This is a genomic window from Duganella sp. AC917 (assembly GCF_979258245.1).
Map to the genome: position 1 here is coordinate 4974525 of NZ_OZ409848.1, position 14531 is coordinate 4989055.

Below are 14531 nucleotides of genomic sequence, written 5' to 3' on the forward strand. Positions count from 1 at the left end.
GACAGCGCTGCTGTTGTACCACGCCAACGTTTTAGTTTCCGCTGCGAATTGTGCCCGGTTGTAACGGACGGTTTCGATACGATGGCAGATCGCCACCTGCAACGACGAAGGAAATATAGATGGACTATTCGGACCTCAGCATTGCGATCCAGATCCGCACGCTCGCCGCGAGTCGCCAGATCGAAACGCTGCGTGCGCGCGGAAACTTCGCGCTGGACAGCGTCGACGCCAGGAAATGGCTGGAGGAAAATGATCTGATGACCTTCGTTCCGCAGGTCATCCAGGAACTCCGCCAGATCACCGAGATTGTCAAGAAGGAATATTAAGCGCCAGCATCGGGTCGGTGCGGCTGGCCCGGCCCGTTTCCACGTGGCCGGCGACGCGCCGCAGCCATTGCGGATCGGCGTCGCAGGTGACGCTGAAGTCGTACCAGCCAAAACTACCCGACAGGCCGCACGGCACCAGCAAGGTCTGGCCGGCCGTCACGCGATGGCTGGCGACCGGCGCGCCATAGGCGTTGTCGGTAATGGTGAAGCGGCAGGCTTTGCGGCCTTCCAGGTTGGACAGCACCAGGCTGATGTCGCCGTTGCCGCTGTCGTAGCGCGTCAACAATTCCGGACGCGCGCCGCCGGGGATGGCGCACCGGCCCTTGAACTGGCGCAGGTAGCCATTGGCGCCGTGCGCGCCGAGGTCATAGGCGGCGCCGGTCCAGCTCCACATTTCACGGTCGATTTCCTTGCCCGCTTCGACTGTGTAATACCAGGGGCCGTCCTTGCGCAAGCTGGAATACACGATGAAGGCCGCGCCGGCCTTGCCGCTGTTGGCGAAACTAAGCTCGAACTGGCCGGCGCCGGCCAGACGCCCCTGCACCGACAATTCGTACGGCAACGCGCAGGCGGTGCGCGGTCCGCCGACCTGCGCGTCGCACTCCTGCCGGGGCAAGGTTTGCTCGGCCGGCGGCATCGGATACGGCTTGCCGGCGACGCGACGGTCGGCCGCCGTACCGGGCACGCTGGCAGGCCAGACGCTGTTCGGCGTGCGGAAGTCGAAGGCGGACGTGAGGTCGCCGCAGACCGCGCGGCGCCACGGCGAGATCAGGTCGCACCGCACCTTGTCGCGGGCTTGGCCGCGCGCCACCAGCCACTCTTCGAGGAAGCGCAGTTTGGAGGTGTGGTCGAACAGCTGCGAGCAGACGCGTCCGCCTTTGCTCCACGGCGAAATCACCAGCATCGGCACGCGCGGCCCCAGTCCCACCGGCTCGCCGCGATAGGTCTCGTGCACGCCGATGGCGGGCAAGGTGGTCTTGCCCATGGCGGCGTTGAGCGGCGCCAGGTCGGAGGGCACGTGGTCGAAGAAGCCGTCATTTTCATCGTACATCAGCAGAAACACCGTCTTGGACCACACCTGCGGATTGGCCACCAGCGCGGCCAGCAGGCGGGCGGTGATGTGCTCGCCGGCGTTGGGCGAATTGGGCGAATGCTCGGTGTAGTCGTTGGGAGAACAGATCCACGACACCTGCGGCAGGCGGTTGTTACGCACGTCGTCTGCGAAGGAGTTCACCAGCCAGTCGCCGGTGGTGCCGGCGGCGTTGGCCGCCGTGGACCCGGGAGCCAACGCGCGGCCCTTGCGGTACAGCGGCGAGTCGGCATCGAGGCGGCTGCCGTCGGCGTTGACGCGGAAATGCTTGAAGTAGGCCAGGTAGTTGTCGCCGTAGTTGTCCCACTCCTGGTAGACCTTCCAACTGACCTGGTTCGCCTCCAGCACCTCGGCGTAGGTGCGCCAATTGGGCGCGGCGGCGGTAACGCCGGGCGAGATGTCGTCCAGCGCCGGATCGCCGTTGAAGCGCTGCGCCTTGTCGACGTTATACAGCTTGCCCATGTTGTCGATCCAGCCCTGGTTGCTGCCGGTGAGCGAATACAGGCGGTTCGGATCGGTGGCGCCGAACACCGAGCAGCGATAGGCGTCGCAGATGGTGAAGGCGTCGGCCAGCGCGTAGTAAAACGGCAGGTCGCCGCGGTCGAAGTAGCCCATCGACTGCGGCGTCTTTTTCTGGACCCACGCGTCCCAGCCCTGCCAGCTGCTTTGCGATCCCTTCCACGAATGATCGGTACCGAGCGACAGCGCGCTGGTGTTTTCGGCGTCGAAATGGAACGGCAGCACGTGGCCGCCCTTGCCGTCCGGCTGATACCACACCGGGCGTCCGTCCGGCAGCGCGATGGCGCGCGGATCGTTGAACCCGCGCACGCCCGACAAGGTGCCGAAGTAGTGGTCGAAGGAGCGGTTCTCCTGCATGAAGATGACCACGTGCTCGACGTCGGCGAGGGAGCCGGTGGCGTTGTTGGCGGGGACCGCCAGCGCCTGGCGAATCAGGTCGGGGAATGCGGAGGTGGCGCTCACGCCCGCGCCGGCGGCGGCGAGGCGGAGAAATTTACGGCGGCTGAGGGACATCGGGAGCTTTCTGGTGCACGGCAAGGACGTGCCGATCACAAGATCATAGCCACCAAATATGACAGGCTTATTGCATGGCCCCCCGGGGTCAAGTCTGTCATTCGGACACGAGCCGGTCCACGCCATGGCTTAGCTCGTGTCCGAATGTCAGACTTGACCCCGCTGTTTAGCTTCCCCATTCGTAGGGCGACTTCCGCGCCCTCCTCCACCAGGCCGATATTGCCGTCATCGAGCAGAAAGTCGATGGATAGGCGCGGATGCTTTTCCAGAAAAACAGGCAGCTTCGGGATGATGTGCTGCCGCATAAACGTGACGGTGCCGATCACGCGCAGCCGGCCGGTCAGCGAGGCATCCGCGCCTTTGACGCTGTTCAGCGCCAGGTCGGCTTCTTCCAGCGTGCGGATCGCGTGCTCGTAGAACTTCTGCCCGGCGTCGGTGGGCGCCAGGCCACGGGTCGAACGCAGGAAAAGCTGCACGCCCAGCTCCTGCTTGAGCTGCGCCACGGCCTTGGAGATCGACGGCTGGCTCACGCGCAGATCCTTGGCGGCGGCGCTGAACGAGCGCGTCTCGTGGACACGCACGTACGAGCGCATGGTGTTGATCAGGTCCACAAATATTCGATACAAGCATAGGTGACGGTCTTGCGAGCATACGGGGCTCCGGCAAACGCGTCAAACATGCCACCGCAATGGCTGCGGTCACCAGCCGAACTTCAGCTCCATGCCCAGATAGTTGGCGCTGCCGCCACCGGCGTCGCGCAGCGAATCACCCGCTTTGAAGTGCACCGCCTCCAGCGACGCCGTCACGTTCGGGCTGACCACCCAGTCGGTGCGCAACTGCGCGTAGGCTCCCGTCCAGCGACTTCCCCGCCCCGCCGTGCGCGGCACGCCGGCCATGCTTTGCACGTATACCGCATCGCCGGTGGTCTGGCGCCACTGCATGCCGATGGCCGTCGTCACGCTCAGGGCCTTCACCGGTTTGACCGTTATCGTCGGTTTCAGGTGTATCAAATTGCTGTAGCCGGTCAGGCCGGCCAGCGAAAAGTAATAGCCGTTGGCGAACAGCGGATTGAAGGTACCGAGCTTGCCGTCGCCTGCGTGCCTGTCGCCGGAGGCCATGTCGAACTGCACGCCCACGCGCGGCGTCCAGGCCGATTTCGCGAAGGTGTAGCCGGCGATCGAGCCGATGGCCCACGCCGAGACGCGCTTGGCGCCAACCTCGCCGTGCTGCAGCATGCCTTCCACATCGAAATCGGCGTTGCCGCTCTTGCCGCTGTAGCGCATATCGTAGACATCCCTGCGCTCATCGCCCTGCGCGTCGAGGAAGCGGGCGCCGTCGCGCCGGTAGCGCGAGTAGTAGCCAGAGAGGTCGCCCGGCCCCAGGCCCTGGCGTTCCAGCCGGATACCGTTCAAGGTCAGATGGCCGTTGGAGTAATCGTCGAAGCTGTCGACGCTGCGGTTCTGCACCGGCTGCGTGACATAGCCGATCAAGCGCCACGGACCGTGCTCCCAATCGGCCCAGACGCCATCGAACGCCTGCCGCACATTCGGTCCATCGCGCGCGGCGATGAAGCGTTGCAGGTCGAAGGCCATCTCCTGCCGCCCCGCGCGCACCTTGACGGCGCCGTCGGCGGTCGGCACGGCCACGGTCATGAACAGCTGCTCGACATCGAGCTTGTCCTTGTCCGGCGGCGCGATCGATTGTTTTTGAAACGCGCGCGCGTCGACCAGTTGGCCGAACACCTGCACATATGGTCCGAGCCGCAAATCCGCGTGCACATTGGCGCGCTGGATCACGTAGCCGTCGGCCGGCGCGCTGCCGGCGCCGAATTGCGGCGTGGCGATGTGTTCATAGCGCTCGCGCAGGCCGCCGCCGAGCGACAAATAGGAGACGCCGTCGTCACCGAGCGGAATGTACTTCAAACCGTCGAGCGGTTGGCGCGGCAGGCAGGGATCGGCCAGCACGCCCCAGTTCTCGTTCCAGCGGTTGAAGTTGATCGATGGCCGCTTGACGTCGCAGGCGACGGGCGTCGCAGCATCGGCGGCCGGCGCCAACGCCTGCGCACCGGCTGCGCCGCCGACGACCAGCGCCAGCACGCCGCCGCAGCGCCGCGCCAGACGGCTAGTTCGGCGCATCGTGGATCTCGCTGATATAACCGCCCGGGAATTGCAGCATGGCGCTGGCGTTGCCCTTGCTGGTTTTATAAGGCGGCGACAAAACAGTCACGCCATTGGCGGCCGCCTTGGCCAGGGTGGCGGCCATGTCGTCGACTTGATAGCCGGTGGTCTCACGGCCGAATGGGAATGGCAGTTTGCCGTCGCTGACGAAAACCGTCATCTTGCCGAATTTGGAGGTCAGGTGCACGCGGCGAATCTGCTCGCCCGAGCGGCCGATCTCACCACCATCGACTTTTTCGTCGGTCTCGATCTTCGCGTGCGCGAACTGCTTGAACTGGCCGATGAATTTGTCGGCAGACACGCGCGAGACGTACACGCGATTGTCCGGCACCGAATGCAGCGGCGCGTACGACGGCGCCTTGGTATGCCAGTACAGCTGCATATTGACGCCGCCGGCCCACTGGATCAGCACATCCTTGCCGATCGGGTCGTCGAACGGTTCGACCGTGACGTCGGCGCCCGCTTCCACCGCCGCCTTGGTGGCGTCGTTGATGTCGGTGACCAGGTAGCCGGTGCGCTCGTCGCCGAAGCCGTACGGGATCGGCGTCTGGAAAGCGAACACCGACAGCATGCCGACCGGCGTTTGCACATATTGCGACGCGGTCTTGCTCGGCGTTGGCGTGACGGTGAACACCGCGCGCGGCGACGCCTTGCCGCCGAAAGTGTTGACGAAGCTGGTGACGAAGGCATCGATGTCGGCGTTTTGCACATAGACGTGGGTGGTGTCGTATTGCGGCGCGACGGCGACGTCCGGCGCGGCCATGGCCAGCGCCGGCAGCGCCAGCGAGAAGGCCACGGCATAGGAGGCGATGCGGGTGCGGATGGAATGCGTGCTCATATCTGACTCCAGAAAAGTGGATCGAAGTGCGGGATCGGAAGTGGCGCGGCTGCGCGACTGCTGTCAACCGACTATACGCATGGTGCGCACGGATTCCACCCTCCTTCGGATCAGGTAGGCGCTATGCTATTTGTGTAGCGGATGTAGTGAACAGGATTGGGAACTGCGCCCGGCGTCGCGGCCGGCTGCTATTTTCTGCGGAATTTCAGGTACAGCGCCCATGACGCTCCCACCACCGCCGCAGCCCATGGATGATCGGCGACGATCCGGGCACCTGCCAGGACGATCACGCCGAGCATCACCGCCGTGATCGCCCAGCCGATGAGGCGCCGCCATGAAAATGACGGCGCGTCCACGCCCGCATCGGCTGGATCGGTCTGCGGTGCCGTTTGCCCCTGCGCCGGCGGGGCTCGATCCGCCGACGCATCGGGGAGTTCCCGCTCAACGCGAGGCGACGTACCGGCCGTGCTTGCGGCGCGCATGGCAGGGGTGTAGACGCGCACCAGCGGCGCTTCGCCGCTAAACAGGCTTGCGGTAACCTTCTCGTTCGCGCCCGTCTCGTTCGCCGAACGTATCAGCACCTCGACCAACCAACAGTACAGCCGCTCACCCCAATCCTCCACTGCGTCGAGCTCCTCCTGGTTCGCGCGAGCGTAGGAGCCGTTGTCGTTTTTCGGATTCATGTCGTTGTCAAATCGCGACTGCTGCCAATCGAGCGACGACAATATCCAGTACGCCTGCGTAGCGGCGGCGGACTTCGGGAACAGAGGCATTCTAGCCCGGTGCTGCTCCGACACGGGACCGTAATATGGTCCTGCGCGCACTTCGCTGGACGGAACATTAGTATCAAGATCGCGGGCGATGGCCGCCGCCAATTGTTTCCAATTGGTGTCAGGCACTGACAATTCACCTGTCCGCGTTTCGACATGCAAGAAGCTATCGATGGCGCCACCGTACCGGGCGGCATCAGGCGCAGCACGGTGCGCCTCACTTAGGTCGGTCGGAAGCAATGGATGCGTTATCCATGCTGCGCGCTCCCGGCCCACCGCCCAGATCTCGTGGCGGTCCGGGTAATGAACAACCACCGCATAGTCGACGCGCACCAGCGCATCCGGGACAGGGATTTCAAACTGCGAAAACATGTGAAGCGACAAGCGCGTGGCGCCCGATCGCCCAAGAACAGCGAGCCAGAGCGTAAAATCACTCGCCAGCACGGCGTGGTCGGGCTGGCGGAACTGCAGGCGGGCGTTCCAGAAGATGGCGTGTTCGTACCAATCCTCCAGCGCGATCTCCTTGCGCAAATGCTTGGTGCCGTAGCTGACCAATGCGACCAGGCGCAGGATGGATTCTTGACGCAAGCTTGCTCCTCAATAAAGGTAGAGGGAGAGCTTACCAGTATCCCAGCCGGGTTCGCTGGCCACTAAAAATCTCTCCTGAATTTCAAATAGAGTACCCACGGCAGGGCAATCAGCACGGACAGCCACGGGAAGCGCGCGATGATGTTGGCGATGGCCAGCACCAACAGGCACAGCACCGCAAATCCGACGACCGATCCGATGCGGCTTATCCATTTTGCTTGCCGTGGTTCCGCATCGATGTCCGCCGGCTGCGGAGAAGACGTGGGGCCACGCTCAAAACCTGGCGGTGGCTTTTGAAGGCGCACCAGCGGCGCGCCTTGCTGCAACCGGGCCGATGAGCGATACTCGTTGGCGCTACGCAGCAGCACTTCGGTCAGCCAGGCGCGCAGGCGCATCCCCCGCGCCATCATTTCCGCCGCGTCCGCGTCGCTCATTTGACGATAATCGCTGTTCTCGTTCTTTGGATGCGTGTCGTTGGCAAAGGTCGCCTCCTCCGAGTCCAGGATCGTCAGCAACCAATGGGCTTGGGCAGACACTTTGGTGACGGGAAATAGCGGGAACTTTGCCCATGGCGGATTGCCGGATACGTTGACACAAAACGGCGCCGCCTCCCCCGTGTGCGGGAGCGATGGGATATCGAGCGCCAGATCCAGCGCGATGGCGGCCGTCAGCTCCGGCCAGTTGGTGTCGGCGACCTCCAGTTTCCCCAGCAGGTCTGCTACGCGCCAGCAAGTGTCGATAGCGCCGCCCCACGATGTCGCGTCCGGTATGTAACGCTCTGTGGGCCACAGCGGATGTGTCAACCACCCCGGCAGTTCGCTGCCAACGCTCCAAATCTCGTAACGATCAGTAAAGTGCGCGATCACGGCATGACCTTCGTCAGGCGACGCGCGAGGCAGGTCGATGTCAAATTGCCCGGCCAGATGCAGCGATAGCCGCGTCGCCCCGGATGCCTTGAGTATTTCCAACCACAGCGTGAAGTCATCCGCGAGCAGTGCGTTGTCCAGATCGCGAAACTGCAGGGGCGCGTCGAAAAAGACGCCGTGACGATACCAATCCTCCAGCTCAATCTCGTTGCGCAGGAATCGGGTGCCGTAGCTGACCAATGCGACCAGGCGCAGGATGGATTCGTGACGCAAGCATGCTCCGTGTGTTGTTTGATAGCGGCAAGCTTACCAGCATCGCATGACAATCAGGCAAGAAGCCCTGTTCAGGTAGCCAATTGACAAGCGATTCGTCGAAGTATACGCTGTATACATGGCTGAGCAAAACACATCAAACAAGATTCTGGCCGCCGCGCGCGCGCTGCTGGAACGGGAAGGCGCCGACGAGGTGAGCATGCGCCGCGTCGCCGACGCCGTCGGCATCACGCCGATGGCGATCTACCGCCACTTCGCCAATCGCGAAACGCTGCTGAAAGCCGTCGCCGACGCCGCGTTTCTGGAGGTGGCGCAGGAATGGTCCACGCGCGCCCGGCATCCCGATCTGATGCAGGCGTTGCGGCATTCCATGGAGAACTACCTCGACTACGCGCTACGCCATCCGCATATGTTCGACTACAACTTCTCGGTGGCGCGCGACGACGCCCGCCGCTTCCCGGAAGATTTCCGTGCGCGCTGTTCGCCCACGCTCAACGTGGTGGCGGACATGCTGACCGAAGCAATGAGGCAGGGTCTGCTGCGCGAAAACGATCCCTGGGACATCGCCATGACCTTGTGGGCGCAGGCGCATGGCCTGATCGCCCTGTACCGCGCCGGCCGCTTCAGCTATGACGAGCAACGGTTCCGCGCCTTCTACCTGCAATCGATAGGAACGCTCTTTGATGGACTCGTCCGCTAACCGTTTTGTCGTCATGGCGGGCGCCGCCGCGACTATCCTGTCCGGCGCCGCCTGGTGGTTTGGCACCGGCCTGCATCCGCAGGCGTGGCTCACCTGGCTTGCGCCGTTGCCGCTGTTGCTGCTCGCGCCCCGGATGCGCTGGCAATACACCGCGCTGGCCGCACTGGTCGCGGGCGCTTGTGCCGGTCTCAACCTGTGGCACTACCTGATCCATGTCATCGGACTGCCGTTGCCGGTGGGCGTGCTCGCCGCACTCGCGCCCGCCGTAACCTTTGCGCTGGCCCTGCTGTTGTTTCGACGGCTTTGGCTGTTGCGCCGGTATGCGGCTGCAGTGGTGGCATTTCCGTCGTTGTGGGTGGCGCTGGATTACGTGTCGTTTCGCGGGTCGCCGCACGGCACCTTCGGCAGCCTGGCGTACAGTCAACTGGACGTGCTGCCCTTCGTGCAGCTGGCCAGCCTGACCGGTATTTGGGGTGTCTCCTTTTTCCTGCTGCTGGCGCCCGCGTCAATCGCCATCGGGCTGATGCCGGGTCCCGAGCGGCGTCAGCGGCTGCTGGTACCAGGCGCGGCGCTCTTGCTATTGGCAGCGGTGTTCGCCTTCGGCTTCGCGCGCCTTCAGGCGCCAGCGTCCGGCAGCGTGAGCATCGGACTCGCTTCGATGCCGGGACAATTGCATCCGGCGGTGGATTCGGTTGAAGGGCGAGCCATGCTCGGGCGCTATCTCGCCGCCATCGATACCCTGGCGGCGCAGGGCGCGCAAGTGGTGGTGCTGCCTGAAAGCGTGCTCGCCACGGACCAGGCGACGATTCCGGAATTTGCCGCCGCCGCGGCGCGTAACAAGGTGACAATCAACGTCGGCGTCGCCCTCACCGTCCGGGACGGCGCGCGGACGCAGCGCAATAGCGCGTTGGCATTCGCGCTTAGTGCGACGGCGCCGGTGGTCTACGCCAAGCACCACCTCATTCCGGGGTTCGAAGACCAATACCAGCCGGGTGCGGACTACGCCATGCTGCCGGGAACGCGTACGGGCCTGGCGGTGTGCAAGGATATGGACTTCCACGACACCGCCCGCGCCTACTCGGACCGGGGCGCCAACTTGTTGCTGGTGCCGGCGTGGGACTTCGCGGCGGACGGCCGCATGCACAGCCGCATGGCCGTCATGCGCGGCATCGAGAACGGCTTCGCGGTCGCGCGCGCGGCGCTACGGGGCAACCTGACCTTGTCCGACGATCGGGGCCGCATCATCGCTGAAACCTCGGATGCGCTTGGCGATGCCACCTTGATAGGCGAGGTACCGTTGCGTAATTCCCGCACTTTGTACGCGCGCTGGGGGGATTGGTTTGCGTGGCTGGCCGTCGCCATGCTCGGTGCGGCCCTGCTGGCTTTGCGCGGAAAGAGGCTTTAAATCCACAAGCGCCCATCCATTCAACGCGAACGCAATACACCACAGCTCGACAGTGACGTAGCGTACAGAACAGCTAGTCGTCCCGTCGCAAACTCGACCTTGAACTTCACGACAAGGGGCGAAAAATGCGACAAAAGTTTGCCGGCGCGGCAACTGCGATCTTCGGCGGCATGCTGTTGGTCAACTCTAGCTTTTCCTATGCACAACAAGGAGACGGCACGCGCGTAGCGATCGCCGCCGCCATCGTCAAGCCCGACAAGGTCGAGGCGACGCCCGAGCGCATCGCCGCCATCAAGGCGCCGGCCGGCTTCACGGTAACGGCCTTCGCCACCGGGCTCAAAAACATCCGCATCATCGCCGTCGCCCCCGACGGCACCATCTACGTCAGCCGACGCGACCAGGGCGACGTGCTGATGTTTAAGGACGCCAACGGCGACGGCCGTGCCGACGGGCCGCCAGTCACCGTAGCCAACCGCGCCGGCGCGCACGGCCTGGCGATCCGCGATGGCAAGCTCTACCTGGCCACCGTGAAGGAGGTCTTCGTCGCCGACATCCTCGGCGACGGCAAGCTTTCTCCATTCAAGCTGATCATCGGCGATCTGCCGGACTCGGGCCAGCACCCGAACCGCACGCTGGCGTTCGGACCGGACGGCATGCTGTATATCAGCGCCGGATCGACCTGCAACGTCTGCAACGAGAGCAATCCGGAAAACGCCACCTTGCTGCGCGCCACGCCGGACGGCAAGCAGCGCACCATCTTCGCGTCCGGGCTGCGCAACACCATCGGCTTCGACTGGCATCCGCGCACCGGCGAACTGTGGAGCGTCGACCACGGCATCGATTTTCTCGGTGACGACGACCAGCCCGAAGAACTGAACAAGCTGGAGCTGGGGAAACAGTACGGCTGGCCGCACGTGTATGCCGACGGCAAGATCTATCCGCAAAGCACTCCCGTCGGCGATATCACCAAACAACAGTGGAAGGCGCAGAGCGAGCCGATGACGCTCGGCTATACCGCCCATGCGGCGCCGATGCAAATGCTGTTCTATCGCGGCAGCAATTTCCCATCGGAATACCAAGGCGACGCCTTTGTCACCATGCGTGGCTCATGGAATCGCAGCTCCCCGTCCGGTTACGAAGTGGTCCGGATCAAGTTCGCCGATGGTCAGGCCAAGTCGATCGAACCGTTTGTCACCGGGTTCCTGACCGACGGCGGCAAGACGCACATCGCGCGTCCGGTCGGCTTGGCGATGGCCAAGGATGGTTCGCTGCTGATGGCTGACGACGGCAACGGCGTGCTCTACCGCATCGCCTATTCGGGCCAGGACAAGAAATCAAGCGAACTTGCGCCGGCGCCCGCCGGTCCGATGCAACAGCAGGCGCAGCGGGGTAACAATGTGCCGCTTGCGCTGGTCCGGACGCAGTCCAAGGGCGACGCCAAGCTGTCGGTGCGCAGTGCGGCGTTTGCCGGCGGCGCCTCGATGTCCGCCAAGTACAGCGAATACGCCGATGGCGTGTCGCCGCCGTTGTCGTGGTCCGCTGTGGAGGGCGCCAAATCGTTTGTCGTCATCGCCGAAGACCCGGACGCGCCGCAAAAGCCGTTCGTGCATTGGCTGGCGTGGAATATTCCCGCGTCGGTCACCAGTCTGCCTGAAGGATTGCAGGAGCAGCCGCGCCTGACCGAGCCGGAGGGCGTGCTGCAAGGCCGGAACACGCGCGGTTCGTTCGGGTACTACGGGCCGCGTCCGCCGGTGGGCGATCCGGCGCACCACTACCACTTCCAGGTATTCGCCCTCGATACGACACTGACGCTGCCGTTCGGCGCCGATCGCGACAAGTTGCTGCAAGCGATCCAGGGCCACGTGCTGGCCAAGGGCGAAGTGGTGGGCCGTTACGCACAGTCGCAACAACCCCCGAAGTAACCAAGCCGTACACCTCCTGACGCTCGCCCCACGTGGCGAGCGCCTCCATGCTCAATTAGTCCAGCGAACAGTATAATTTTATAAAGAATATATCCTTGTAGAAATTTTAGTTGCTTCAAATCTCCACATGATTCATACTTTGTCTAAGACATTTCGCTAAAGACAGAGGAAGACATGGCGGATATTTGCACAATTGCAACCATCGCGACGAATACCGGCATTTCCAAGGAAGTGCTGCGCAAGTGGGAAGAACGCTATGGTTTTCCCGTCCCACAGCGGGACAAGAGTGGGCACCGGACCTACGCCGTGCACCAAACCGCGCGCCTCCAACTGATAAAGCGTTTGATCGACAGTGGCATGCGTCCCGCCAAAGTTGTTCCGCTGAGCGAGTTGGCGTTGCAATCACTTTTGCAGGAACAGGAACACACCAGTCCAACGCCAGATGCAGATGTCAGCGTTGTCACGGAGTTGATGACTCTGCTTCATTTGCGTAACCGTGTCGCCCTCGATGCCAGGCTGAAGCAGGAAGTTCAACGCCTGGGTTTGGAAAAATTCCTCACGGAAGTGATGTGCGTGCTGAACAGCGCTGTCGGCACCGCATGGGAACAAGGCAGCATCGGTATTCGAGATGAGCATATGTATTCGGAAATGATACAGAGCTTGATCCGAGAAGAAATCTTGCGAGTCCGCAAGCCCGAAGGCCAGCCCCGCATGCTCATCACCACACCGTCGGGCGAACAGCATACGCTCGGCATCCTGATGGTCGAGGCGTTGGCTTCGCTGCATGGTGCGTGTTGCGTTTCGCTGGGCGCCCAGACGCCTATTGAAGAAGTACCGCTCGCCGCCAGCGAATGCGCTGCCGACATTGTTTGCCTTTGCTTTAGCGCAGCGTTTCCCAAACGCCGAATCCTGCCGTATCTGAAAGAACTGCGCAGTGTGGTGCCGCCGCATGTGGAAATTTGGATAGGCGGCGCTGGTGCATTCGGCTTGGACCGTTCGCCGAGAGGCATCAAGGTTCTGCTGACCCTACAGGATTTGGTCGATGCGGTCACACGCTATGGCCGGCCGAGGCACCCGCAGCGGGATCGCCCGGTCGCACAAGAAGGAGTGCATATCGATTAACTGCCTGTCTTCAGCCCTACTTGCATCTACCGAACGAAAACTTAATTATTGAGGTGTTTAAATGTCTATCAACCAGCTCGTGTACGTCAGCCAAGCAACCCGCAAAATGTCCACCGAGGACCTGAACGCGATCCTCCGCACCGCCAAGGATAACAACCAGCACATCGATGTAACTGGCAGCCTGTTCTACAACGGCGGATGGTTCTTGCAGGTGCTGGAAGGCCCGTTGGAAACTTTGAATGCACTGTACAAGAAAATCGAGAAAGATCCGCGTCACAAGAATTCCCGCGTTCTGTATAACGAGCCGGCCAAGTTCCGCACCTTTACGCGCTGGAGCATGAACATGACCAATCTGGAGAATCGCCAGGCAGACAAATATGACCAGTTGGTCGAAGTCATCGATGCCGCACAAACCGACCGCAAGATCGGCTCGGCGTCGCCAGCGGTGACCTTGCTGAAAATGTTCAAGGAATAAACGTCATCTGCAATACAAAAACCGTTTGCCAAGAAAAAAGCCCGCCACAATAGTGACGGGCTTTTTTTACAACCAAGCTGGCTGATTAGCTTAGAACGGTTGTACCTACCTGCGCACGTAAACAAAGATGTCAACAACTGCGCCACGCCCGTAGCTTCGGGCTCCCTGCGCACATTTCGCTGGGCAATTTGTCGGCGCTCCGTAAACAACCTGGCCATCTCTACACCTTGAAGTAACTGAGTTCAGTTCGACGATTTCGACCAACCCGATAGATCTCCGCCTCGTTCCGCATCCGAAAGAACGGGCAACCGTGCCCGGCCAGGCCGCTCCAGGTTTGCACCGGCTGTCCTGGGGGCGGCCAGCTGCCGGCGTACGGCCGCAGCGTCGAGCCAAGTGCGGATGTCTGCCGCAAACCAACACGCCTTGCGTTTCTCCGGGAACGCCGTGATCGGTAACTCGCCGCGGTAGCCCATCTGGCTGACAGCCTCGGGCGACGTTGAGAGCAGCGCGGCGGGCTCGTGGTGATTGATGATCGCCTGATCGGCCATACGAGCAAACGTCACGCGGAAATCTCGGGTCAGCACTTTTGTCATCTGTTTTTTCCTGTGTTGATGATGATGGGCACAGAGTAAGAGCTGACAACGAATATGTTGCATCTTGGCAAATTGAAGATTTGCGCAGCGTATTTCCAATCCGGATAAATCGACGTTTATCAACGACTCGATAGTCTGTGCCGAGGGCACCGCCCGATAGCGCCATGTATTAATGGAACCGATAATAATCAGCATTGCAACTTGCATACGCTGACTAGAAAACCTTGGTAGATGGGGGCACCGGCACAAGTTGCGCTACAATTTCTCGATGCCAGTTGACGACACTCTCTGAGTGTCTCATGACAACGTCGAAATCCATGACCGGCCACACCACCGCGCACCGCCACCGCTACA

13 protein-coding genes are annotated in these 14531 nt (G+C 62.4%); 6 read left to right on the forward strand and 7 right to left on the reverse strand.

Going from position 1 to position 14531, the window contains the following annotated elements; genetic code table 11:
* Positions 1–119: 119 nt before the first annotated feature.
* Positions 120–326 carry a hypothetical protein gene (locus tag ACZ0BA_RS21685; protein ID WP_463453240.1) on the forward strand — a complete coding sequence of 69 codons (207 nt, stop codon included), beginning with the start codon at positions 120–122 and terminating at the stop codon, positions 324–326.
* Here ACZ0BA_RS21685 and ACZ0BA_RS21690 read toward each other — a convergent pair.
* From ACZ0BA_RS21690 to ACZ0BA_RS21715, 6 genes are all read right to left on the reverse strand, one after another.
* Positions 310–2448: a phosphocholine-specific phospholipase C gene (locus ACZ0BA_RS21690; RefSeq protein ID WP_463453241.1), complete on the reverse strand. Its 2139-nt coding sequence runs from the start codon at positions 2446–2448 to the stop codon at positions 310–312. The two genes, ACZ0BA_RS21685 and ACZ0BA_RS21690, sit on opposite strands and share 17 nt — an antisense overlap.
* Before the next feature lie 35 nt (positions 2449–2483).
* Positions 2484–3059, reverse strand: a complete 576-nt coding sequence (locus tag ACZ0BA_RS21695; protein WP_463453242.1) for a LysR family transcriptional regulator — start codon at positions 3057–3059, stop codon at positions 2484–2486.
* 87 nt (positions 3060–3146) lie between these two features.
* Entirely contained in the window at positions 3147–4583 is a 1437-nt protein-coding gene (locus tag ACZ0BA_RS21700) for an alginate export family protein (protein WP_463453243.1), read from the reverse strand.
* Complete coding sequence (locus ACZ0BA_RS21705; RefSeq protein WP_463453244.1) at positions 4570–5463, reverse strand: glyoxalase; 894 nt, start codon at positions 5461–5463, stop codon at positions 4570–4572. The genes ACZ0BA_RS21700 and ACZ0BA_RS21705 overlap by 14 nt, the downstream gene beginning before the upstream one ends.
* Before the next feature lie 188 nt (positions 5464–5651).
* Positions 5652–6821, reverse strand: coding sequence for a hypothetical protein (locus ACZ0BA_RS21710; protein ID WP_463453245.1), 1170 nt, complete (start codon positions 6819–6821; stop codon positions 5652–5654).
* Between the two features lie 62 nt (positions 6822–6883).
* The gene (locus tag ACZ0BA_RS21715) at positions 6884–7960 is read right to left on the reverse strand and encodes a hypothetical protein (protein WP_463453246.1); all 1077 of its coding nucleotides are present in this window, start codon (positions 7958–7960) and stop codon (positions 6884–6886) included.
* A 118-nt stretch (positions 7961–8078) separates the two neighbouring features.
* Between ACZ0BA_RS21715 and ACZ0BA_RS21720 the strand changes: the two genes are divergently transcribed.
* The 5 genes from ACZ0BA_RS21720 to ACZ0BA_RS21740 all read left to right on the forward strand — a co-directional run bounded on the left by ACZ0BA_RS21720 (position 8079) and on the right by ACZ0BA_RS21740 (position 13584).
* Positions 8079–8660 (forward strand): TetR/AcrR family transcriptional regulator, encoded by a 582-nt coding sequence (locus ACZ0BA_RS21720; RefSeq protein WP_463453247.1) that lies wholly within the window; start codon positions 8079–8081, stop codon positions 8658–8660.
* A complete protein-coding gene (locus ACZ0BA_RS21725) occupies positions 8644–10065 on the forward strand; it encodes a nitrilase-related carbon-nitrogen hydrolase (RefSeq protein WP_463453248.1) in 1422 nt (473 codons plus the stop codon). The genes ACZ0BA_RS21720 and ACZ0BA_RS21725 overlap by 17 nt, the downstream gene beginning before the upstream one ends.
* A 125-nt stretch (positions 10066–10190) precedes the next feature.
* Positions 10191–11987, forward strand: coding sequence for a YbhB/YbcL family Raf kinase inhibitor-like protein (locus ACZ0BA_RS21730; RefSeq protein WP_463453249.1), 1797 nt, complete (start codon positions 10191–10193; stop codon positions 11985–11987).
* Positions 11988–12161: 174 nt separating this feature from the next.
* Positions 12162–13109, forward strand: a complete 948-nt coding sequence (locus tag ACZ0BA_RS21735; RefSeq protein WP_463453250.1) for a MerR family transcriptional regulator — start codon at positions 12162–12164, stop codon at positions 13107–13109.
* A gap of 61 nt (positions 13110–13170) precedes the next feature.
* Positions 13171–13584 carry a BLUF domain-containing protein gene (locus ACZ0BA_RS21740; protein WP_463453251.1) on the forward strand — a complete coding sequence of 138 codons (414 nt, stop codon included), beginning with the start codon at positions 13171–13173 and terminating at the stop codon, positions 13582–13584.
* Between the two features lie 242 nt (positions 13585–13826).
* Here ACZ0BA_RS21740 and ACZ0BA_RS21745 read toward each other — a convergent pair whose 3' ends face one another.
* Complete coding sequence (locus ACZ0BA_RS21745; protein WP_463453252.1) at positions 13827–14372, reverse strand: hypothetical protein; 546 nt, start codon at positions 14370–14372, stop codon at positions 13827–13829.
* Positions 14373–14531: the final 159 nt, after the last annotated feature.

Excerpts from the sequence above, each read along its gene's own strand:
- ACZ0BA_RS21685 (WP_463453240.1), top strand. The coding sequence starts at position 120 with ATGGACTATTCGGACCTCAGCATTGCGATCCAGATCCGCACGCTCGCC.
- ACZ0BA_RS21690 (WP_463453241.1), bottom strand. The coding sequence starts at position 2,448 with ATGTCCCTCAGCCGCCGTAAATTTCTCCGCCTCGCCGCCGCCGGCGCG.
- ACZ0BA_RS21700 (WP_463453243.1), bottom strand. The coding sequence starts at position 4,583 with ATGCGCCGAACTAGCCGTCTGGCGCGGCGCTGCGGCGGCGTGCTGGCG.
- ACZ0BA_RS21705 (WP_463453244.1), bottom strand. The coding sequence starts at position 5,463 with ATGAGCACGCATTCCATCCGCACCCGCATCGCCTCCTATGCCGTGGCC.
- ACZ0BA_RS21720 (WP_463453247.1), top strand. The coding sequence starts at position 8,079 with ATGGCTGAGCAAAACACATCAAACAAGATTCTGGCCGCCGCGCGCGCG.
- ACZ0BA_RS21725 (WP_463453248.1), top strand. The coding sequence starts at position 8,644 with ATGGACTCGTCCGCTAACCGTTTTGTCGTCATGGCGGGCGCCGCCGCG.
- ACZ0BA_RS21730 (WP_463453249.1), top strand. The coding sequence starts at position 10,191 with ATGCGACAAAAGTTTGCCGGCGCGGCAACTGCGATCTTCGGCGGCATG.
- ACZ0BA_RS21735 (WP_463453250.1), top strand. The coding sequence starts at position 12,162 with ATGGCGGATATTTGCACAATTGCAACCATCGCGACGAATACCGGCATT.
- ACZ0BA_RS21740 (WP_463453251.1), top strand. The coding sequence starts at position 13,171 with ATGTCTATCAACCAGCTCGTGTACGTCAGCCAAGCAACCCGCAAAATG.
- ACZ0BA_RS21745 (WP_463453252.1), bottom strand. The coding sequence starts at position 14,372 with ATGCTGATTATTATCGGTTCCATTAATACATGGCGCTATCGGGCGGTG.